Raw genomic sequence first — 16,443 nt, 5'->3', positions numbered from 1 at the left:
CCGCGCTGGTCAAGGCCCGCTATCCCACCATGGCGCCGGAACAGGTCGGGCAGGCGCTGCCCGCCAGCGCCCGCGGCCGGCCGGCGGCCGGGTACGACGAGAAGACCGGGTTCGGCGTGGTGGACGCGGGCGCGGCCCTGAACGCCGCCGAGCGGCTGGCCGGCGAGCAACGCGACGTCGCCGTGCCCGACGACAGGCACTTCGGGGTCGGCGAGAACTCGCCCGTGCCGTCGCGGCCGGGGCCCGATCCCTGGCGGCTGTGGCTCTACGGAGGGGGCGTTTTGGTGGCTTTGGTGATGTTCTGTGGCGCCATCATCGTCCTCAATCAGCGTAGAGAGTAAACATCCGCTATGGTCGCGCGTCATGGGATACGAGCTGCGCGTGGTTCGTGAGTCGCCGCTGGCGACCGCCGAGCTCGCGAAGGCGGGTTTCGAGCTGCGCGGATCGGACATCGTCGCCGGTCACGCCGGGGGCACGCACGTCGTGGGGCAGTGGCAGGGCCGCGTCATCGGCGAGCCGGGCTCCGACTGGCAGGTGGCCCAGCTCGTACGGCTGGCGACCTCGCTCGGCGCCAGGCTCGTCGGCGAGGACGGCGAGAGCTACGCGCTGCGCGACGGCGTCGTCGAGCTGGTGGCCGACGGCACGGTGGTCGAGCTGGGCAGGTTCGACGAGCTGATCGCGGCGGGGCCCAGCGCATGGAGCCGATGAACCCGTTCCAGGAACGGGTGCTCGAGGTGGTCGAGTCCATCCCCCCGGGCAAGGTGATGTCGTACGGCGACATCGCCGAGTATCTCGGCGAGGGCGGCCCCCGTCAGGTCGGCCGCGTGATGTCCACCTGGGGAGGCGGCGTCCCGTGGTGGCGCGTCGTCCACTCCGACGGCACCGCCGCCGCCCCTGACCACGAGCGACGCTGCCTCGACCAATGGCGCGAGGAGGGCACGCCCCTGCGCGGCGAGCGCGTGGACATGCGGAAGGCTCGCTGGGACGGGCGTTCAGCCGATTCTAAGAAATAAGTCTGACCTGCGGATTCGGTCGTTGGGCGAATCCGTCGCACGTGACTCCCCTTACGATGGCATGAACCAGTGATGGCGGTCCCGAAAGGCGGTGCCTCCCCGATGGCAACCGGCGTCACAGCCCCTGCTCAAGGCGGCGATTCGCATGCCGATCGGCTGAAGGCTGTCCAGGACCTCTGCGATCGGGGCGAGCCGCTCGAAGCGGTCATGCAGGCCGTCGGCCCCGGCGGGCGCGACGCGGCGTACGACACCGAGCTCCTCAGCGGCCCCCTGGGCACGCGGATGGACGTGGCGGTCAAGCGCGGCCCCGCACGACGGCGCGAGCTGCTCACCCTGATCCGCCCCTACCTGGCGGCCGTCGACGCGGACGTCAAACGCGACCTCCCCGTCGCCAGGCGGCTGATCTGCCACCTGATCGAGCACCGCCCCGACGACGAGCTCGTCGACGGCGAGACGCTCACCAAGGTCGTGGCCGCGGCGGCCGAGCCGTCCAAGCGCATCCGCAAGGGCCTGCGCTGGTACGGCGACCTGCCCTTCCGCGACGAGCTGCCGGCCGACCTCTACCGGCTGCGCCGCGCCGACATGGTGCCGGTCACCCACATCGACGACATCGTGTGGGTCAACGGCAAGCTGCGCGTCACCGGGTTCGCCTACCTGGCCGGCCTGTCGGTGCGCAGCCGCAGGTTCAACTGGGCGACCGTGGTGCTGCGCGGCCCGCGCTGGCTGCCGCCCGTACGGATGCGCACCCGGCGGGTCCTGGCCCCCGAGGCCACCCACGGCGCGCGCGAGCCCGGCTGCAACTACGACTGGTCCGGCTTCACCGCCGAGCTCAGCCCCTGGTCGCTGCGCTGGCGCGGAGCCGCGCGCGGCTTCGTGTCGGCCGTGCGCAGGCGGCTGCGCCACCGTCCGGGCATCCACGACACCACGACGTGGCGGGCCGAGATCGTCTTCTACAGCCGTGGCGCGCGGGCGACCGGCCTGCTGCGCGGCGCGTCCCCGGGGCGCACCGAGCGTCCCGCCGGGCTCAAGCTCAAGCCGGGCTGGTGGGTCCGGCCGGTATGGACCTCCGACCGGGCGCTGCAGGTCGTGCTCCAGCCCAACCGCGCCGAGCTGACCGGCGTCTCGGTCGAGGGCGAGCGCCTGGAGCTGAAGATCCTCCTGCCCGGCCGCACCGTGACCAAGGGCCACGCCCGGCTGGGCGGCCACCGCATGGCGGCCGACTTCAAGCCGGTGGCGGGCGGCTCCGAGGTCGTGATCGGCCTGGCCGTGCCCGCGCTGCTCCAGGAGAAGGACGGGCGGCGGCTCTGGGTTGAGCCCAAGGGCGACCCCGCCGCGTCCGTCATGCTCGGCGACCTGGTGGAGACCAGGGCGCCGTCCGGCGACCGTGAGATCACCGTGCTGGGCGACCGGCGCGACCGCGTGCTCGTCTCCGCCCACCGCATCCGCCCGGTGATCACCTCGGCGGTGTGGGAGGACAACGCGCTCGTGCTGCGCGGCAGCTATCCCGACGCGGCCGGGCCGCGCGTGCTGACGCTGCGCCACCGGTCGGGGCTGTCCTACCACGTGCCGATGGAGCGTACGGGCGAGGAGTTCTCCGTACGGCTCGAACCGGCGTTCATGGACCGCTTCGGCGAGGCGGTGCCGCTGTCGTCCGGCACCTGGAACATGTCGGTCCGCCACCCCTCCGGCGAGATCGTGCCGCTCCGCATGGACCACGCGGCGCTGCCGGCCCTCGACGAGGACCCGCGCGAGGTCGGCGGGCGCTCGTTCCGCATGCTCTCGACGCGCTTCGACGTGCCGGTGGTGGCGGTGGAGGAGGTGCGGCCCGCCGACGAGAAGGGCGTGGCCGGCACCCACGTGCTGCGGCGGGTCTTCTATCCCGCGCAGCGCACCGAGCCGCTCAACGAGGCGACCGTCTACGTGGTCAACGACGGGCGGCTCTACGCCGACAGCGTCCGGGCCATCTACGAGGAGCGGGTGCGGCGGGGCGACGACCGCGAGCACATCTGGATCGTCAAGGACGGCGCGTTCACGCCGCCGCCGGGGACGACCTCGGTGCGGGCGGGCAGCAGGGAGCACCACGCCGCGCTAGCCCGGTCCCGATTTATCGTGACAAATGCGTTCCTGCCGGTGTGGTTCCGCGCCCGTGAGGACCAGGTGGTCCTGCAGACCTGGAACGGCACCCCGGCCAAGCGCATCGGCAACGACCAGCCGCACATGGCCCGCGACCCGCGCCCGCCGATCTGGCACCGCCAGGCGGCCGAGGTGCGCGGCTGGGACGTGCTGCTGTCGCAGTCGCCCTGGGCCACGCCGGTGCTGCGGCGCGCCTTCGGCTACCAGGGCGAGATCCTGGAGGCCGGGCTGCCGCGCAACGACGTGCTCACCTCGCCCGACCGGGAGGAGCTGGCCGCGGCCGTGCGCGCCAAGCTCGGGCTGGTCGAGGGCAAGCGGGTGGTCCTGTACGCGCCGACGTGGCGCGACTACGACCGCAAGAACGCGATGGTCAAGCTCGACCTGGCCAAGGCCCGCGAGGAGCTGGGGGCCGACCACGAGCTGCTGGTCCGCGCCCACCCGATGCAGGCGGTCCCCGCCGTCCCCGAGATCGCACACGACGTCACGACTTATCCGGATATCGCGGACATTCTCTTGGTCACGGATGTCCTGGTCACGGATTACTCGTCGGTCATGTTCGACTTCGCCGCCACCGGGCGTCCGATGGTCTTCTACGGGTACGACCTGCCGAAATACTCCTCCAAGCGCGGCCTGTACATCGACCTGCCCGAGCAGGCGCCCGGGCCGGTGCTGTCCACGTCGGCCGAGGTGATCGAGGCGCTGCGCTCGATCGACGAGGTGGCGGCGGCGCACGCGGACCGCTACGACGCCTTCCGGGCCACGTTCGCGCCCCGCGACGACGGCAAGGCGACCGCCCGCGTGGTGGACCACCTGTTCTCGTAGGTCCGGACACGGCTCCCTGCCCCCGCAGGAGGGAGCCGTTTCCCTTGCCCCGCGGGCGCGGTCTTCGATGGCGGCGCGCCGCTTTGATGGCGCCGCGCCGCGCGCCGGGTGTGCCACAGCCGCCAGGGGGCCTGATTAGGCGGCTGCGCACATGACCGACGGGCTGGTACGGCGCCGGATCGGCGGCCTCCTGGATCCCGTGGTTACCAGGAACGACCGTAGGTGCTGAGCCGGGTCGCGGAGATCGGCAGCCATTACCCATATTCGCTGGGCCGTTGCCTAGATTGCCCGGTATGCGGAGGTCAGGCTCTGGGCTCCGGTGCCCAGACTTCCGCGTCGATCAGGCCGAGCCTGGTGGCCTGGTCGGCGGCCGCCGTACGGCTCGGGGCGCCCAGCTTCGCCAGGACGGCCGAGACGTGGTGGGCCACGGTCCTGGCGGAGATGAACAGCTTCGCGGCGATCTCGGCGTTGGTGTGGCGGGCGCACAGCAGGGCCAGGATCTGCTGCTCGCGCCGGGTCAGCCCGTACGGGTGGGCGCGGGTGGTCGTCCTCGGCCCGGCGGGCAGCGACCGGGCGCCGAGCGTGCGGAGCCTCTGCCTGACGATCTGGGCGGCGGGGACGGCGTTCAGGGCGGTGAGCAGCTCCAGGGAGCGGCGCAGGTCCGCCTCGGCCGGGGAGTCGGTCAGGACGAGGGCGGCCTCGTAGGGGCAGCCCAGGTCCGTCCAGGTCTGGGCGGCCCGCGCGAGGTCGCCGTCGAGCCGCATCCGGTACGGCGGCGCCACCGCGCCCCGCGTGCCCGTGCGGGCCGAGCCGGTGCGCCGCAGCCAGACGGCGCTCTCGCCGCGCTCCCAGGGGCCGCAGCCCCCGCAGGCGTCGTCGGCCAGCTCGGCCTCGTGGCGGGCCTGGTCCAGGCGCCCCTCCAGCCAGTACGCCTCGGCGCGGGCCAGCCGCACCGGGACGATCTGTTGCGGCTCACCGGTCAGGTCGGCCGACAGGACCGCCTCGTCGAAGCAGCTCCAGACGCCGGACTCGCCGCGACGGGCCCGCAGCAGGCCGAGCTTGCGCAGGACGAACACCCGGCTGCACGTGTAGGGGGTGGCCTCGTCGAGGAGCCCCGCGCACGCGGCCACGCACTCGTCCCAGCGGCCGGTCAGCTCCAGCACGGTGGCCCGCTCGCTGCGCAGGTGCCCGGCGTAGGTGGGCAGGTCGTGCTCGTCGCAGTAGGCGATGCCCTCGGCCAGGCAGCGCTCGGCCTCGGCGAAGCGCCGCTGGTTCACGTACAGGCCGGCCATGTTGCCGAACGCCCGGCCCGCCTGGTCCTGGTGCCGCCCGGCCAGCGCGATCTCCAGCGCCCGCCGCATCGGCCGCTCCCACTCCTGCTCCTCGGCCGCGCCCGACACCGCCATGGTGTTGAGCACGTCGCTGAGCACGTCGGCGGCGCCCAGCGGCTCGGCGATCGCCTGCGCCCGCAGCGCCAGCGCGGTCGCCGCCTCGTGCTGGCCCTGCAGCATCCGCCTGTTGGCGAAGGTGGCGTACGCCCAGGTCAGCTCGACGCTCGGGCCGAGCGGCTCCAGGACCGACACCGACGCCTCGGCGGCGGTGACCGAGTCGTCGCCACGGCACAGGTTCCACAGGACGCGCGACAGCCGCCGCAGCGCGTCGCCCTCCCGCAGCCGGTCCCCGGCCTCGCGCCAGCACGTCAGGGCGCGCTCGCAGGAGTCGACGGCCTCCTCCCAGCGGTCGAGCAGCGCCGCCTCGTCGGCCAGCCCCTGGTACAGGCCGGCCAGCGCCGAGGCGTCCACCACACCCGCGCCCATGTCACCCGCGCCCGCGCCGCCGGGGCCGGGGCGCGGTTCGGCCGCGAACCGGAGCGCCCGGCGGTACTGTGCCGCCGCCTCGCGGTGGGAGGCCAGCCACGCGGCGCGCCGGGCCGCCGCGGGCGCGTGACGCAGCACCGCGGCCGCGTCACCGGCCGCCTCGGCGTGGAAGGCCATCCGGGCGTGGTCGTCACACCCCAGCTCGCCCAGCGCCTCCAGGACGAGCCCATGGACCGCCCGCCCGCGATGCCCGGGGACGGCCCCCGCCACGGCCAGCCGCGCGATCTCATGGCAGAACCTGAGCCACTGCCCGTCCTCGGCAACCAGCCCGCACCGCAGCAGCTCGTCCATGGCCGCGGGGCCGCACCCCGACACCGTCTCCAGCAGCCGCACCTCTGCTCTGGCCCCGGTCAGCGCCGCCACCTCCAGGGCCCGGCGGGCCTCCCCGCCCAGCCGCGCGGCCCGGGCCAGCACGGCGTCCCGCGCGGAGGCGGGCAGCTCGCCCGTCCCGGCCCGTACGACCTCGGTGACGTAGAACGGGTTCCCGCCGGTCAGCCGGTGCAGCTCGGCCGCCGCCCACCCCGTGCCGTCACTCAGCACCCGTACGGCCGCCGCGGACAACGGCGCCAGCCCGATCCGCCGCGTCGACCGCTGCGAGGCCAGGTCGCCCAGGGCCACCCGGAGCGAGTCGTCGGCCACTGGCCCGTCGTCACGGTAGGTGACGAGCAGCAGCACAGGAGCGTTCCAAACTCGTCGGCCCAGGTAACGCAGCAGGTCGAGTGTGGCTTCGTCGGCCCAGTGGACGTCCTCCACGACGACCGCGTTCAGCGTCCCCGGCTCGCTGACCTCGCGCAGCAGTCCGCGGAACAGCTCCTCCCGCCCGGCCCCCGCCCGGCACAGCTCCAGCAGCGCGCCCCCGCGCTGATCCGCCACGTCGAACAGCGGCCCGAGCGGCCGCGGCGTGAACAACCCATCACACATTCCCCATGACCAGCGCGCCTCGGGCAGCGCATCCCGGAAGTGTTCGAGCAGCGCCGACTTGCCGACCCCGGCCTCGCCGGACACCAGTACCAGCCGCCCGGCCCCCCGGCTCGCCTCGGCCGCGTACTCCCCGAGGGAAGCCAGCGCCGCCTCCCGCTCCAGCAACCGCATTCCCGCAGTATCCGACATATCCCCATAACTGGGTAAGCCCGGAGAGTCACCGGATCTCAAGCGTCAGAGCCGCAGCGGGGACTCGAACCCCGTCCTGCTGGGTGGAAGCCAGCTGCCTTACCTGTTCGGCCTCTGCGGCGAGGCTTTGAAAAAGCCGCGTCGGAACGGCAGGAATCGAACCTGCGACCGCCCGGTCCCAAACCGGATGCTCTCCCATTGAGCCACGTTCCGCGGTAAATGAATAAAGCCGCCGGGATTTCCCTGGCGGCTTCGCGAAAACTCTGGGAGAGGGTCACCCAGAAGCGCACCAGGGAGCGTCACCGCCGCCGGACGGCGCGGGTCGCCCTGGCAGGGGCCGGGTGACGACTACGACGTCCACGGGAGTGCTCCTTCATGCGCTCGGCTGTACGGAAACAACGGTAACCCGGGGCCCGGCCCCGCGCCACGCATTATTCGGGGCGCGGCAGATCGATCTGATATTTGAGGAAGCCGCGATTCTCCGCCACTTCGTCGTACAGCCGGCGGGCGGTCACATTCGACTCGTGCGTGTTCCAGTAGACCCGGCCGCACCCATGTTCTCGCGCCCATTCCACGACACCGGCGATCAACGCCCGCCCCACGCCCTTCCCCCGCACGTCAGGCGCGGTGAACAGGTCCTGGAGGTAACAGACGTCCTGGTCGGGAGCCGACGTGCTGGGATGGGGGAAGAAGTGCGTGATGCCGACGAGCCGGCCGTCCAGCGTCGCCCCGAGAGCATGGATCCGCGTGTCCGCCTGGAACTCCTCCCACGCTCTCCGGTACATCTCGTCCGGCTCCACCCGCTGGTAGAACTCGATGTACCCCCGGAACAGGTCCTCCCAGACGGCCCGGTCGGCCGGGACCAGCCGGCGAATGTCGATCATGGGCCCAAGCTATGAGCGCCCGGGCGCCCGCGACAGGGCCGCTCTTCGCTGAAAGCTCAAGACCACTTCTCCCCGGCCCGGCGTGTCGGTGTGTTGCAGGATGTTCACGCCGGTAGCGTGGGCGGCTCGCGCAGGGATAGAGGTCAAGTCGGCACGATCTACCCCTGTGGTCTGGTGGAATCTAGGGTTGTGAGTGCTCAGACCTGGCGGTTGGTGCGGCGTGGAGGCGGGGGGCCCGTTGAGGCCCCTGTGCTTGATGAGCACCAGCGTGCCGTGGTGGAGCACCGGGGCGGGCCGCTGCTCGTCCTGGCCGGGCCCGGCACGGGGAAGACCACGACGATCGTCGAGAGCGTGGTCGAGCGGATCGAGCGCCGGGGCGTCGATCCCGAGCGCGTCCTGATCCTGACCTTCAGCCGCAAGGCCGCCGGTGAGCTGCGGGAGCGGGTGACCGCCCGGTTACGGCGGACGACGCGCACGCCGCTGGCCCTGACCTTCCACAGCTACGCGTACGCGCTGCTGCGCCGTGAGGCGGTGCTGGCCGGGGAGACGCCGCCGCGGCTGCTGACCGGCCCTGAGCAGTTGCTGGAGATCCGGCGGCTGCTGCACGGCGAGCTGGAGGACGGCGCGCCGGAGTGGCCGGTGGCGTTGCGCGAGCCGCTCAAGACCCGCGGGTTCGCCGAGGAGCTGCGCGACTTCCTGTCGCGGGCGGGCGAACGCGGCCTGGACGGCGAGCGGCTGCAGGAGCTCGGCAGGCGGTACGGCCGTACGGACTGGACGGCCGCCGGGCGCTTCCTCGACCGCTACGAGGTGCGCTTCGACCTCGACCCCGAGCCCGCGCTCGACTACGCCGAGCTGATCAGGGCGGCGGCCGGGCTGCTGACCGACCCGGAGGTGCGCAGGCGGGAGCGGGCGGCGCACGACATGGTGTTCGTGGACGAGTACCAGGACACCGACCCGGCGCAGGAGCTCCTGCTGCACCAGCTCGCCGGGGACGGACGGGACCTGGTCGCGGTGGGGGACCCGGACCAGTCGATCTACGGGTTCCGGGGGGCCGAGGTGCGCGGGATCCTGGAGTTCCCGCGGCGCTTCCCGACCCTTGACGGGCGGGACGCGCCGGTGATGGCGCTGCGGACGTGCCGCAGGAGCGGCGCCGACCTGCTGGAGGCGTCCCGCCGGGTGGCGTCCCGCCTCCCGGCGGCCCCGATGCCGGACCCGGCACCGGTAAGGCCCGCCCCGACGTCGGACCAGGCCCTCCTGCCCACGACGCCCGCCCCCGACGCGGGCGTCAGCGCGGGCGGGGGTGCGGGTGCGAGCGCCGACGCCGGTGCGGACGCGGGCGAGGGCGTGGATGCGAGTACCGGTGCGGGTGCAGGCGTGGGCGTGACGGGTGTGATGGGGGTGCGGCGGGCGCACGGGCATCGGGAGCTGCTGTCGCTGCCCGACATGGAGGCCGGCGAGGTACGCGTATTGCTGGCCGACAGCGTCAGCCAGGAGGCGGCCGTGGTCGCCGACACCCTGCGCCGCGCTCACCTGATCGACGGCGTGCCGTGGCACCGGATGGCGGTGCTCGTCCGCTCGGCCAAGCGCCAGGTCCCGCTGCTGCGCCGGGCCCTGGTCAGCGCCGGGGTGCCGACGATGGTGGCCGGTGACGAGGTGCCGATCGCGCAGGAGCCCGGCGTGCGCCCGCTGCTGACGATGATCAAGGTCGCCCTCGACGCGGCCGAGCTCGACGAGGGCGTGGCCGAGGAACTGCTGACCGGCCCGCTCGGCGGCACCGACATGATCGGCGTGCGCAGGCTGCGCCGCGCCCTCAAGATCGCCGAGAACGAGGCCCTGGCGATACTCAACCCGGCCGAAGCTCTTGAGGCAGTCGAAGCCCCCGAGGCCCCCGAAGCGGCTGAGGAAGCCCCTGAAACGGCCGAGGAAGCGCCTGGAACGGCCGAGGAATCGTCCGGGAGCGCGCCCGAGGACGTGGACGCGCTCCCCGCCCCCGAAACCGCCCGCACCTCCGGCGAACTCCTCGTGGCCGCCCTGAAGGACGCCCGCGAGCTGACCCGCCTGGAGCCCCACGTGGCCCACCCCGCCGAACGCGTCGCCAAGCTCCTCGCCACCGCCCGCGACGCCGTACGCGACCAGGCCACCGCCGAGGAGCTGCTGTGGGCGATCTGGCACGCCAGCGGCCTGGCCGAGAGGTGGACCGACCTCAGCCTGGCGGGCGGCGCCAGGGGCGCGCAGGCCGACCGCGACCTGGACGCGGTGGTGGCGCTGTTCGACCACGCGGCGAGGTTCGTGGACAGGATGCCGAAGGCGGGCCCCGAGGTGTTCCTGGACGACCTGGCCTCCCAGGAGATTCCGGGTGACACGCTGGCCGAACGCGCCCCCGACGGCGACGCGGTGAGGGTGCTGACCGCCCACCGCTCCAAGGGCCTGGAGTGGGACGTGGTGGTCGTCGCGGGCGTCCAGGAGGGCGTCTGGCCGGACCTGCGCCTGCGTGGTTCGATGCTGGGCGTGGAGGACCTGGTGGACGTGCTGGACGGCGGCAGGCCGAACGCCGCCGCGCTCGCCTCCAAGCTGCTGGCCGAGGAGCGCAGGCTGTTCTACGTGGCCGCGACCAGGGCCCGCCGCAGGCTGGTGGTGACGGCGGTGGGCGGCGAGGACACCGACGAGCGGCCGTCGAGGTTCCTGAGCGAGCTGATGCCGGGCGCGGTCGGCACCGTCACGGTCGACGACAGGGCGCGCTGGCTGAACATGCCGGCGCTCGTGGCGGACCTCCGCAGCGCCGTGACGGATCCCACCAGGTCGGCGAAGATGAGACAGAGGGCCGCCACCCAGCTCGCCCGCCTCGCCGCGGCCGGGGTCCAGGGCGCCCACCCCAACGACTGGTACGCCCTCACCCCCATGACCGACGACCGCCCCCTGAGCTGGCCCGGCGACATCGTCACCATCTCCCCGTCGGCGGTCGAGAACTTCACCAAGTGCGGCCTGCGCTGGCTCCTGGAGACGGCCGTCGGCGCCGCGGGCACCAGCTCCGCCCAGGGTCTCGGCAACGTCATCCACGCCCTGGCCGTCCTGGCCGCCACCGACCTGCCCAGCGAGGCCATGCTCGGCCGGCGCCTGGACGAGATCTGGAACGAACTGGACTTCGGCGGCGTCTGGTTCAACCGCAAGCAGCGCCAGGTCGCCGAGCAGATGATCACCAAGTTCTGGCGCTGGCACCTGGAGAACCCCAGGGAGCTGGTGGCGCTGGAGGAGTCGTTCACCGCCACGGTCTCCGACGGCGTGCAGATCAAGGGCCGCGTGGACCGCGTCGAGCGCGACTCCGACGACCGCGCGGTGATCATCGACCTCAAGACCGGCGGCTCCAAGCCCAAGGCCGGCGAGCTGGACCGCCATCCCCAGCTCGGCGTCTACCAGCTCGCCGCGCTGCTCGGCGCGTTCGCCAGGCACGGCATGACGGAGCCGGGCGGCGCCGCGCTCGTCCAGGTGGGCAAGGCGGGCGGCAAGCACGACGCGCTGGAGCAGACGCAGGGCGCGCTGGCCGACGACAAGGACCCCGGCTGGGCCAAGGACCTGGTCGACACCGTGGCGATCGGCATGTCCGGGCCGTTCTTCCAGGCCAAGGTGAACGACGGCTGCCGCACCTGCGCGGCCAGGTCGAGCTGCCCCGTCAACGACAACGGGGGACAGGTGTGCTGAACCCTGTCGAGCTGGCCGAGAAGCTCGGCGTCCTTCCCCCCACGCCCGAACAGGCCCGTGTCATCGAGGCCCCGCTGGAGCCGATGGTCGTCATGGCCGGCGCCGGCTCGGGCAAGAGCGAGACCATGGCCGGCCGGGTGGTCTGGCTGGTCGCCAACGGCCTGGTCAAACCGGAGAACGTTCTCGGCCTCACCTTCACCCGCAAGGCCGCCGCCGAGCTGGCCAACCGGGTCAGGGAGCGGCTCAACGGCCTGGCCGAGGCCGGTCTCGTCCCGCCCGAGCTGCTCAACGACGAGCCGACCGTCTCCACCTACCACGCCTACGCCTCCCGGCTGGTCACCGACCACGCGCTGCGCGAGGCGCTCGAACCCACCATGCGCCTGGTCACGCCCGCCGTCTCCTGGCAGCTCGCCTCCAGGGTGGTGGCGATGTACGACGGGCCGATGGACAAGATCGAGCTGGGCCCGCCGTCGGTCACCGCGGCCGTCCTGGAGCTGGCCGGGGAGCTGTCGGAGCACCTGCGCGGCGCCGAGGACGTGCGCAGGGTCGGCGACTGGCTGGCGGACAGGCACGCCGCGATCAAGGGGCGCCCGGTCATGGCCCAGCGCAGGCCGGTGGCCGTCCATGCCGCCAGGCAGCAGCTGCTGCCGCTGGTGGAGGCGTACGAGCGGCTCAAGCGCTCCCGCGAGGTGATCGACTACGGCGACCAGATGTCGCTGGCCGCCAGGATCGCCGCCAACCACAAGGAAGTGGGCGAGATCGAGCGCTCCCGCTTCGCGGTGGTGCTGCTCGACGAGTACCAGGACACCAGCCACGCCCAGCTCGTCCTGCTCCGCTCCCTGTACGGCGGCGGCCACCCGGTCACCGCGGTCGGCGACCCCTGCCAGTCCATCTACGGCTGGCGCGGCGCGTCCGCGGGCAACCTGCGCAGGTTCACCAGGGACTTCCGGACCAGCACCGGCGACCTGGCCCCGGTCAACCAGCTCAGCGTCAGCTTCCGCAACGGCGACCGGGTGCTCGACGTGGCCGCCCGCGTCCAGCTCCCGCTGCGCATGGAGGCCCGCGAGGTCCCGGTGCTCGTCCCCGGCGCCAACCGCGTCGATCGCGGCCGCGTCACCTGCGCCTTCCACGAGACCGCCGAGGACGAGGCGAAGTGGATCGCCGACGGGATCCACAAGCTGCTCGGCCAGGAGTTCGCCCCCGACGGCCTGCCGTGGGGGGAGAAGGAGCGCAAGAAGACGAACGCCGTCCAGCCGCAGGACGTGGCGATCCTGGCGCGCAAGCGCTCGCAGTTCCCCGCCCTGCGCAGGGCGCTGGAGGAGCGCGACATCCCGGTCGAGGTGGTCGGGCTGGGCGGGCTGCTGACCGTGCCCGAGGTCAACGACATCGTCGCCACGCTCAGGGTCCTGTACGACCCCACGGCCGGCGACGCGCTGGCCAGGCTGCTGGCCGGGCCCCGCTGGCGGGTCGGGCCGGCGGACATGCGGCTGCTGGGCGAGTACGCCAGGGAGCTGACCCGCGAGTCCCAGGAGTCGGAGCGCGTCCAGGACCCGCTCGACCAGGTGGTGGCCGACCTGGCCGACGAGCGCGGCAGCCTGGTGGACGCCCTCGACGAGCTGCCCGACCGGCCGGAGTGGCTGGAGACGTTCTCGCCGCTGGCCAGGACCCGGCTGGTGGCGCTGGCCCAGGAGCTGCGCCAGCTCAGGGCGCACACCGCGCAGCCGCTGCCCGACCTGATCACCGAGGTCGAACGCCGGCTCGGGCTGGACATCGAGGTGGCGGCCCGCGGCGGCACGGTCAGCGCGTTCGCCGCCAGGGCCGATCTCGACGCCTTCCTCGACGCGGCCTCCAGGTTCGCCGGGGACGCCGAGGACCCGACATTGGGCGCGTTCCTGGCCTACCTCCAGGCGGCCGAGACCGAGGAGTTCGGGCTGGAGGCCGGGCGGGTCGGCGACAGCAACACCGTCAAGCTGATGACCGTCCACGCCTCCAAGGGCCTGGAGTGGCCGGTCGTGGTGGTGCCGGGCCTGTCGCAGCTGATCAGCTCGAAGGGCACGGTCGCGACGGGCAGCATGTTCCCCGCCACCCCGGTCATGAACAGCCGCTGGACCGAGAACCCGCGCAAGCTCCCCTACCCGCTGCGCGGCGACGCGGCCGACCTGCCGCGCCTGGGCGGGCTGAGCAAGGAGGAGCTGGCCGTCTTCGACGAGAGCTGCCGCGACCGCGACCTGATGGAGGAGCGGCGGCTCGCGTACGTGGCCGTCACCCGCGCCCACTACCACCTGATCGCCTCCGGCTACCGCTGGGGCACCGCCTCCAAGCCGCTGTCGCCCAGCGACTTCCTGCTGGAGATCCGCGACACCAGCGACAGGGTCTCGTTCTGGGCGCCCGAGGTGGCCGAGGGCGCCACGAACCCGCTGCTGGCCGAGCCCGCCGAGGCCGTCTGGCCGGTGACGCCCGAGGGCCTGCGCTACGAGTCCGTGCTGGACGGCGCCAGGCTGGTCGAGAGCGCGCTGGCCGGCACGATGGCCGAGCCGCCGGAGGACGAGACGCTGCGCGCCTTCGAGGAGGAGCGCGTACGCGCCTGGGAACGCGACACCGACCTGCTCCTGCGCGAACGCGAGATGCGCCGCAGGCGCGGTCAGACCACGGTCGAGCTGCCGGCCAAGCTGACGGTGTCGTCGCTGGTCACGCTGGCCGCCGACGCCCGCGAGCTGGCCCGCAGGATCCGCCGTCCCGTCCCGGTCAAGCCGGCGCCGCTGGCCCGCCGGGGTACCTCGTTCCACAAGTGGCTGGAGACGCGCTGGGACCAGCAGCGCCTGCTCGACGACTTCGACCTCGACCTGATCGACGAGCTGGAGGACGCCGACGTGCAGCTCGCCGAGCTGCAGGAGCGCTTCGAGGAGAGCGAGTGGGCCGGGCGGCGGCCGATCGAGCTGGAGGTCCCGTTCGAGACCATGATCGCCGACCGGGTGGTGCGCGGCCGGATGGACGCCGTCTTCCAGATGCCCGACGGCCGCTACGAGGTCGTGGACTGGAAGACCGGCCGGCCGCCCTCGGGGAAGGCGGCCAAGGCGGCGTCGGTGCAGCTCGCCGCGTACCGGCTGGCCTGGTCGCACCTGGCGGAGGTGCCGCTGGAGCGGGTGGGGGCGGCCTTCCACTACGTACGGGCGAACCGCACCGTGCGCCCGGTGAACCTGCTCGACGCCGACGGCCTGGTCGCGCTCATCGAGGCGGTGCCGGTCAAGTGAGGCAGCCGGTCAGCCGAGGTAGTGGAACCCCGGCTTGGGATGCATCAGGAAGTCGTGGTGGGAGATGTTCCAGGCGTAGGCCCCGGCCATCGCGAACACCACCGTGTCCCCCACCCGCACCTTTGTAGCGATATTTCGGGCGAAGACGTCTTTTGGGGTGCAGAGCTGGCCGACCATCGTCACCGCTCCCTCCACCGCCGGCCCGTCCCCGGTCGGCAGCACCTCGAACGGCTGGTCGTGCCCCTTCGTCACCGGCGTGCGCAGGTGGTGGGTGCCGCCCAGCACGATCGCGTACGCCTCGCCGCGCACCCGCCTCACATCCACGACCCGGGTCACGTAGAAGCCGCAGTACGCGGTCAGCGCCCGCCCCGGCTCGACCCGTACGCGCTGCCCCTCCCGCCGCAGCGCGCCCAGGCCGATCCCGTACGCCCGCCAGTCGAAGCGGTCCTCCGGCGAGGTGTACGAGACCGCCATGCCGCCGCCCAGGTTGACCTCGTCGTGCTCGGTGTCCAGCAGCGTCCGCGCCAGCCGCAGCAGCTGGGGCGCCTCCAGCCCGCTGGCCAGGTGGGTGTGCGTGCCGCGCAGCCGTACGCGCTCGCCGAACAGCGGCAGGCACTCCCGCACCCCCTCCTCGTCCATCCCGAACGGCCCGCTCATCGTCAGCGCCGCGCCCTCCACAGGGAGGTCGGGGCTGAGCCGGAGCAGGACGTCGGCCGCGCGGCCGGTGGCCAGCAGGCGGCGCAGCTCGTTGGGCGACTCGACGTGCAGGCGGTGGCAGGGCAGGCGCAGCTCGGCGTCGGTCTTGCCGGGCCCGCCGAGCGCCAGCGGCCGGTCCGGGAACAGCGCCGACACGTGCGCGTGCTCGCCCGCCGACGACACCTCGAAGCCGTCCACGTGCCCGGCCAGCACGCGCAGCAGCTCGGCGTCGGGATTGGCCTTGACCGCGTAGTACAGCTCGACGCCGGGCAGCGCCCGCCGTACCCGCGCCACGTGGTCGTCGAGGGCGGGCAGGTCGTACACGTACGCGGGGACCTCCCCGAGGCGCGGGGCGGCCTCGCGGACCCGGTCGGTGATCATGCGAGCGGGTTCGCGATCGGGACGTACCCGGCCGAACGGTCGGCGGCCCTGGCCCAGCGGACCGTCAGGTTAGCCTTGGCCGGCAGCGGCGCCCCGGCCAGCAGGTCGGACAGGGGGAGCGGCGAGCCGAGGGCGCCGGCCTGGACGGCCAGCACGTCCCGGGCGATCCGCCACAGCTCGTGCAGCAGCTCGTCGTCGCCGCCCGCCACCGTGGCGGCGATCTCGGTGAGGTGGTTGACCAGCAGGCAGTAGGCGACACGGGTCCAGCCGCTCCCGGCGTCGTAGCTGAGCGCCTCGGCCACCCGCGAGGGGAGGCCGTCGAGCCGGTGGCGGCCCGCGACGAGCTTGGTGCCCTCCAGGTCGCGGAAGATCACCTCGGCGGGCAGGCCGGAGGCGTCCAGGCCGACCAGGACGTTCTGCAGGTGGGGTTCCAGGATGACGCCGTGCGTGAAGTACAGGTCCAGCACCGGCGGGGCCACCACCGACACGTACGCGGCCCACCACGCGAGCGGATCGCGCACCGGCGCCTCCAGCGCCAGGGCCCCGGCCAGGACCGGCGTGACGCCCGGCGCGCACACCC

At 73.3% G+C, this 16,443-nt stretch carries 9 protein-coding genes, 2 tRNA genes and 1 pseudogene; 6 read left to right on the top strand and 6 right to left on the bottom strand.

Annotation, left to right across the window (positions count from 1 at the left end):
• The 4 genes and pseudogenes from KME77_RS27965 to KME77_RS27950 form a co-directional block, all read left to right on the top strand.
• A pseudogene (locus KME77_RS27965) lies at window positions 1-341 on the top strand (serine protease); the annotation flags it as partial.
• Between the two features lie 22 nt (window positions 342-363).
• Window positions 364-708, top strand: a complete 345-nt coding sequence (locus KME77_RS27960) for a hypothetical protein (protein WP_219471949.1) — start codon at window positions 364-366, stop codon at window positions 706-708.
• A complete protein-coding gene (locus tag KME77_RS27955) occupies window positions 696-1,013 on the top strand; it encodes an MGMT family protein (protein WP_219471948.1) in 318 nt (105 codons plus the stop codon). Before KME77_RS27960 ends, KME77_RS27955 begins: the two co-directional genes overlap by 13 nt.
• Before the next feature lie 207 nt (window positions 1,014-1,220).
• On the top strand, window positions 1,221-3,968 hold the full coding sequence (locus tag KME77_RS27950) for a CDP-glycerol glycerophosphotransferase family protein (RefSeq protein WP_219471946.1): 2,748 nt from the start codon (window positions 1,221-1,223) through the stop codon (window positions 3,966-3,968).
• Window positions 3,969-4,270: 302 nt separating this feature from the next.
• Here the strand turns inward: KME77_RS27950 and KME77_RS27945 are convergent, their stop codons facing one another.
• From KME77_RS27945 to KME77_RS27930, 4 genes are all read right to left on the bottom strand, one after another.
• Window positions 4,271-6,937: an ATP-binding protein gene (locus KME77_RS27945; protein ID WP_219471944.1), complete on the bottom strand. Its 2,667-nt coding sequence runs from the start codon at window positions 6,935-6,937 to the stop codon at window positions 4,271-4,273.
• Between the two features lie 67 nt (window positions 6,938-7,004).
• Window positions 7,005-7,076 (bottom strand) — tRNA-Gly (locus KME77_RS27940).
• A 20-nt stretch (window positions 7,077-7,096) separates the two neighbouring features.
• Window positions 7,097-7,168, bottom strand: a tRNA-Pro gene (locus KME77_RS27935).
• 218 nt (window positions 7,169-7,386) lie between these two features.
• A complete protein-coding gene (locus tag KME77_RS27930) occupies window positions 7,387-7,839 on the bottom strand; it encodes a GNAT family N-acetyltransferase (RefSeq protein WP_219471942.1) in 453 nt (150 codons plus the stop codon).
• Window positions 7,840-8,088: 249 nt separating this feature from the next.
• Between KME77_RS27930 and KME77_RS27920 the strand changes: the two genes are divergently transcribed.
• Both KME77_RS27920 and KME77_RS27915 read left to right on the top strand, forming a co-directional pair.
• Complete coding sequence (locus KME77_RS27920; RefSeq protein WP_308250942.1) at window positions 8,089-11,535, top strand: ATP-dependent helicase; 3,447 nt, start codon at window positions 8,089-8,091, stop codon at window positions 11,533-11,535.
• Window positions 11,529-14,786: an ATP-dependent helicase gene (locus KME77_RS27915; protein ID WP_219471940.1), complete on the top strand. Its 3,258-nt coding sequence runs from the start codon at window positions 11,529-11,531 to the stop codon at window positions 14,784-14,786. The genes KME77_RS27920 and KME77_RS27915 overlap by 7 nt, the downstream gene beginning before the upstream one ends.
• A 9-nt stretch (window positions 14,787-14,795) precedes the next feature.
• Here the strand turns inward: KME77_RS27915 and KME77_RS27910 are convergent, their stop codons facing one another.
• Both KME77_RS27910 and KME77_RS27905 read right to left on the bottom strand, forming a co-directional pair.
• The gene (locus KME77_RS27910) at window positions 14,796-15,863 is read right to left on the bottom strand and encodes a type III PLP-dependent enzyme domain-containing protein (RefSeq protein ID WP_219471938.1); all 1,068 of its coding nucleotides are present in this window, start codon (window positions 15,861-15,863) and stop codon (window positions 14,796-14,798) included.
• Window positions 15,860-16,443: IucA/IucC family C-terminal-domain containing protein (locus KME77_RS27905; protein WP_219471936.1), on the bottom strand; the 584-nt coding region annotated here is incomplete at its 5' end. The genes KME77_RS27905 and KME77_RS27910, both read right to left, overlap by 4 nt.

The organism is Nonomuraea rhizosphaerae (assembly GCF_019396405.1).
GTDB lineage: Bacteria > Actinomycetota > Actinomycetes > Streptosporangiales > Streptosporangiaceae > Nonomuraea > Nonomuraea rhizosphaerae.
Note: the sequence above shows the minus strand (reverse complement) of the source record. Positions and strands in the feature narration are given on the sequence as shown.

Excerpts from the sequence above, each read along its gene's own strand:
- KME77_RS27910 (WP_219471938.1), bottom strand. The coding sequence starts at position 15,863 with ATGATCACCGACCGGGTCCGCGAGGCCGCCCCGCGCCTCGGGGAGGTC.
- KME77_RS27955 (WP_219471948.1), top strand. The coding sequence starts at position 696 with ATGGAGCCGATGAACCCGTTCCAGGAACGGGTGCTCGAGGTGGTCGAG.
- KME77_RS27960 (WP_219471949.1), top strand. The coding sequence starts at position 364 with ATGGGATACGAGCTGCGCGTGGTTCGTGAGTCGCCGCTGGCGACCGCC.
- KME77_RS27950 (WP_219471946.1), top strand. The coding sequence starts at position 1,221 with ATGCAGGCCGTCGGCCCCGGCGGGCGCGACGCGGCGTACGACACCGAG.
- KME77_RS27945 (WP_219471944.1), bottom strand. The coding sequence starts at position 6,937 with ATGCGGTTGCTGGAGCGGGAGGCGGCGCTGGCTTCCCTCGGGGAGTAC.
- KME77_RS27930 (WP_219471942.1), bottom strand. The coding sequence starts at position 7,839 with ATGATCGACATTCGCCGGCTGGTCCCGGCCGACCGGGCCGTCTGGGAG.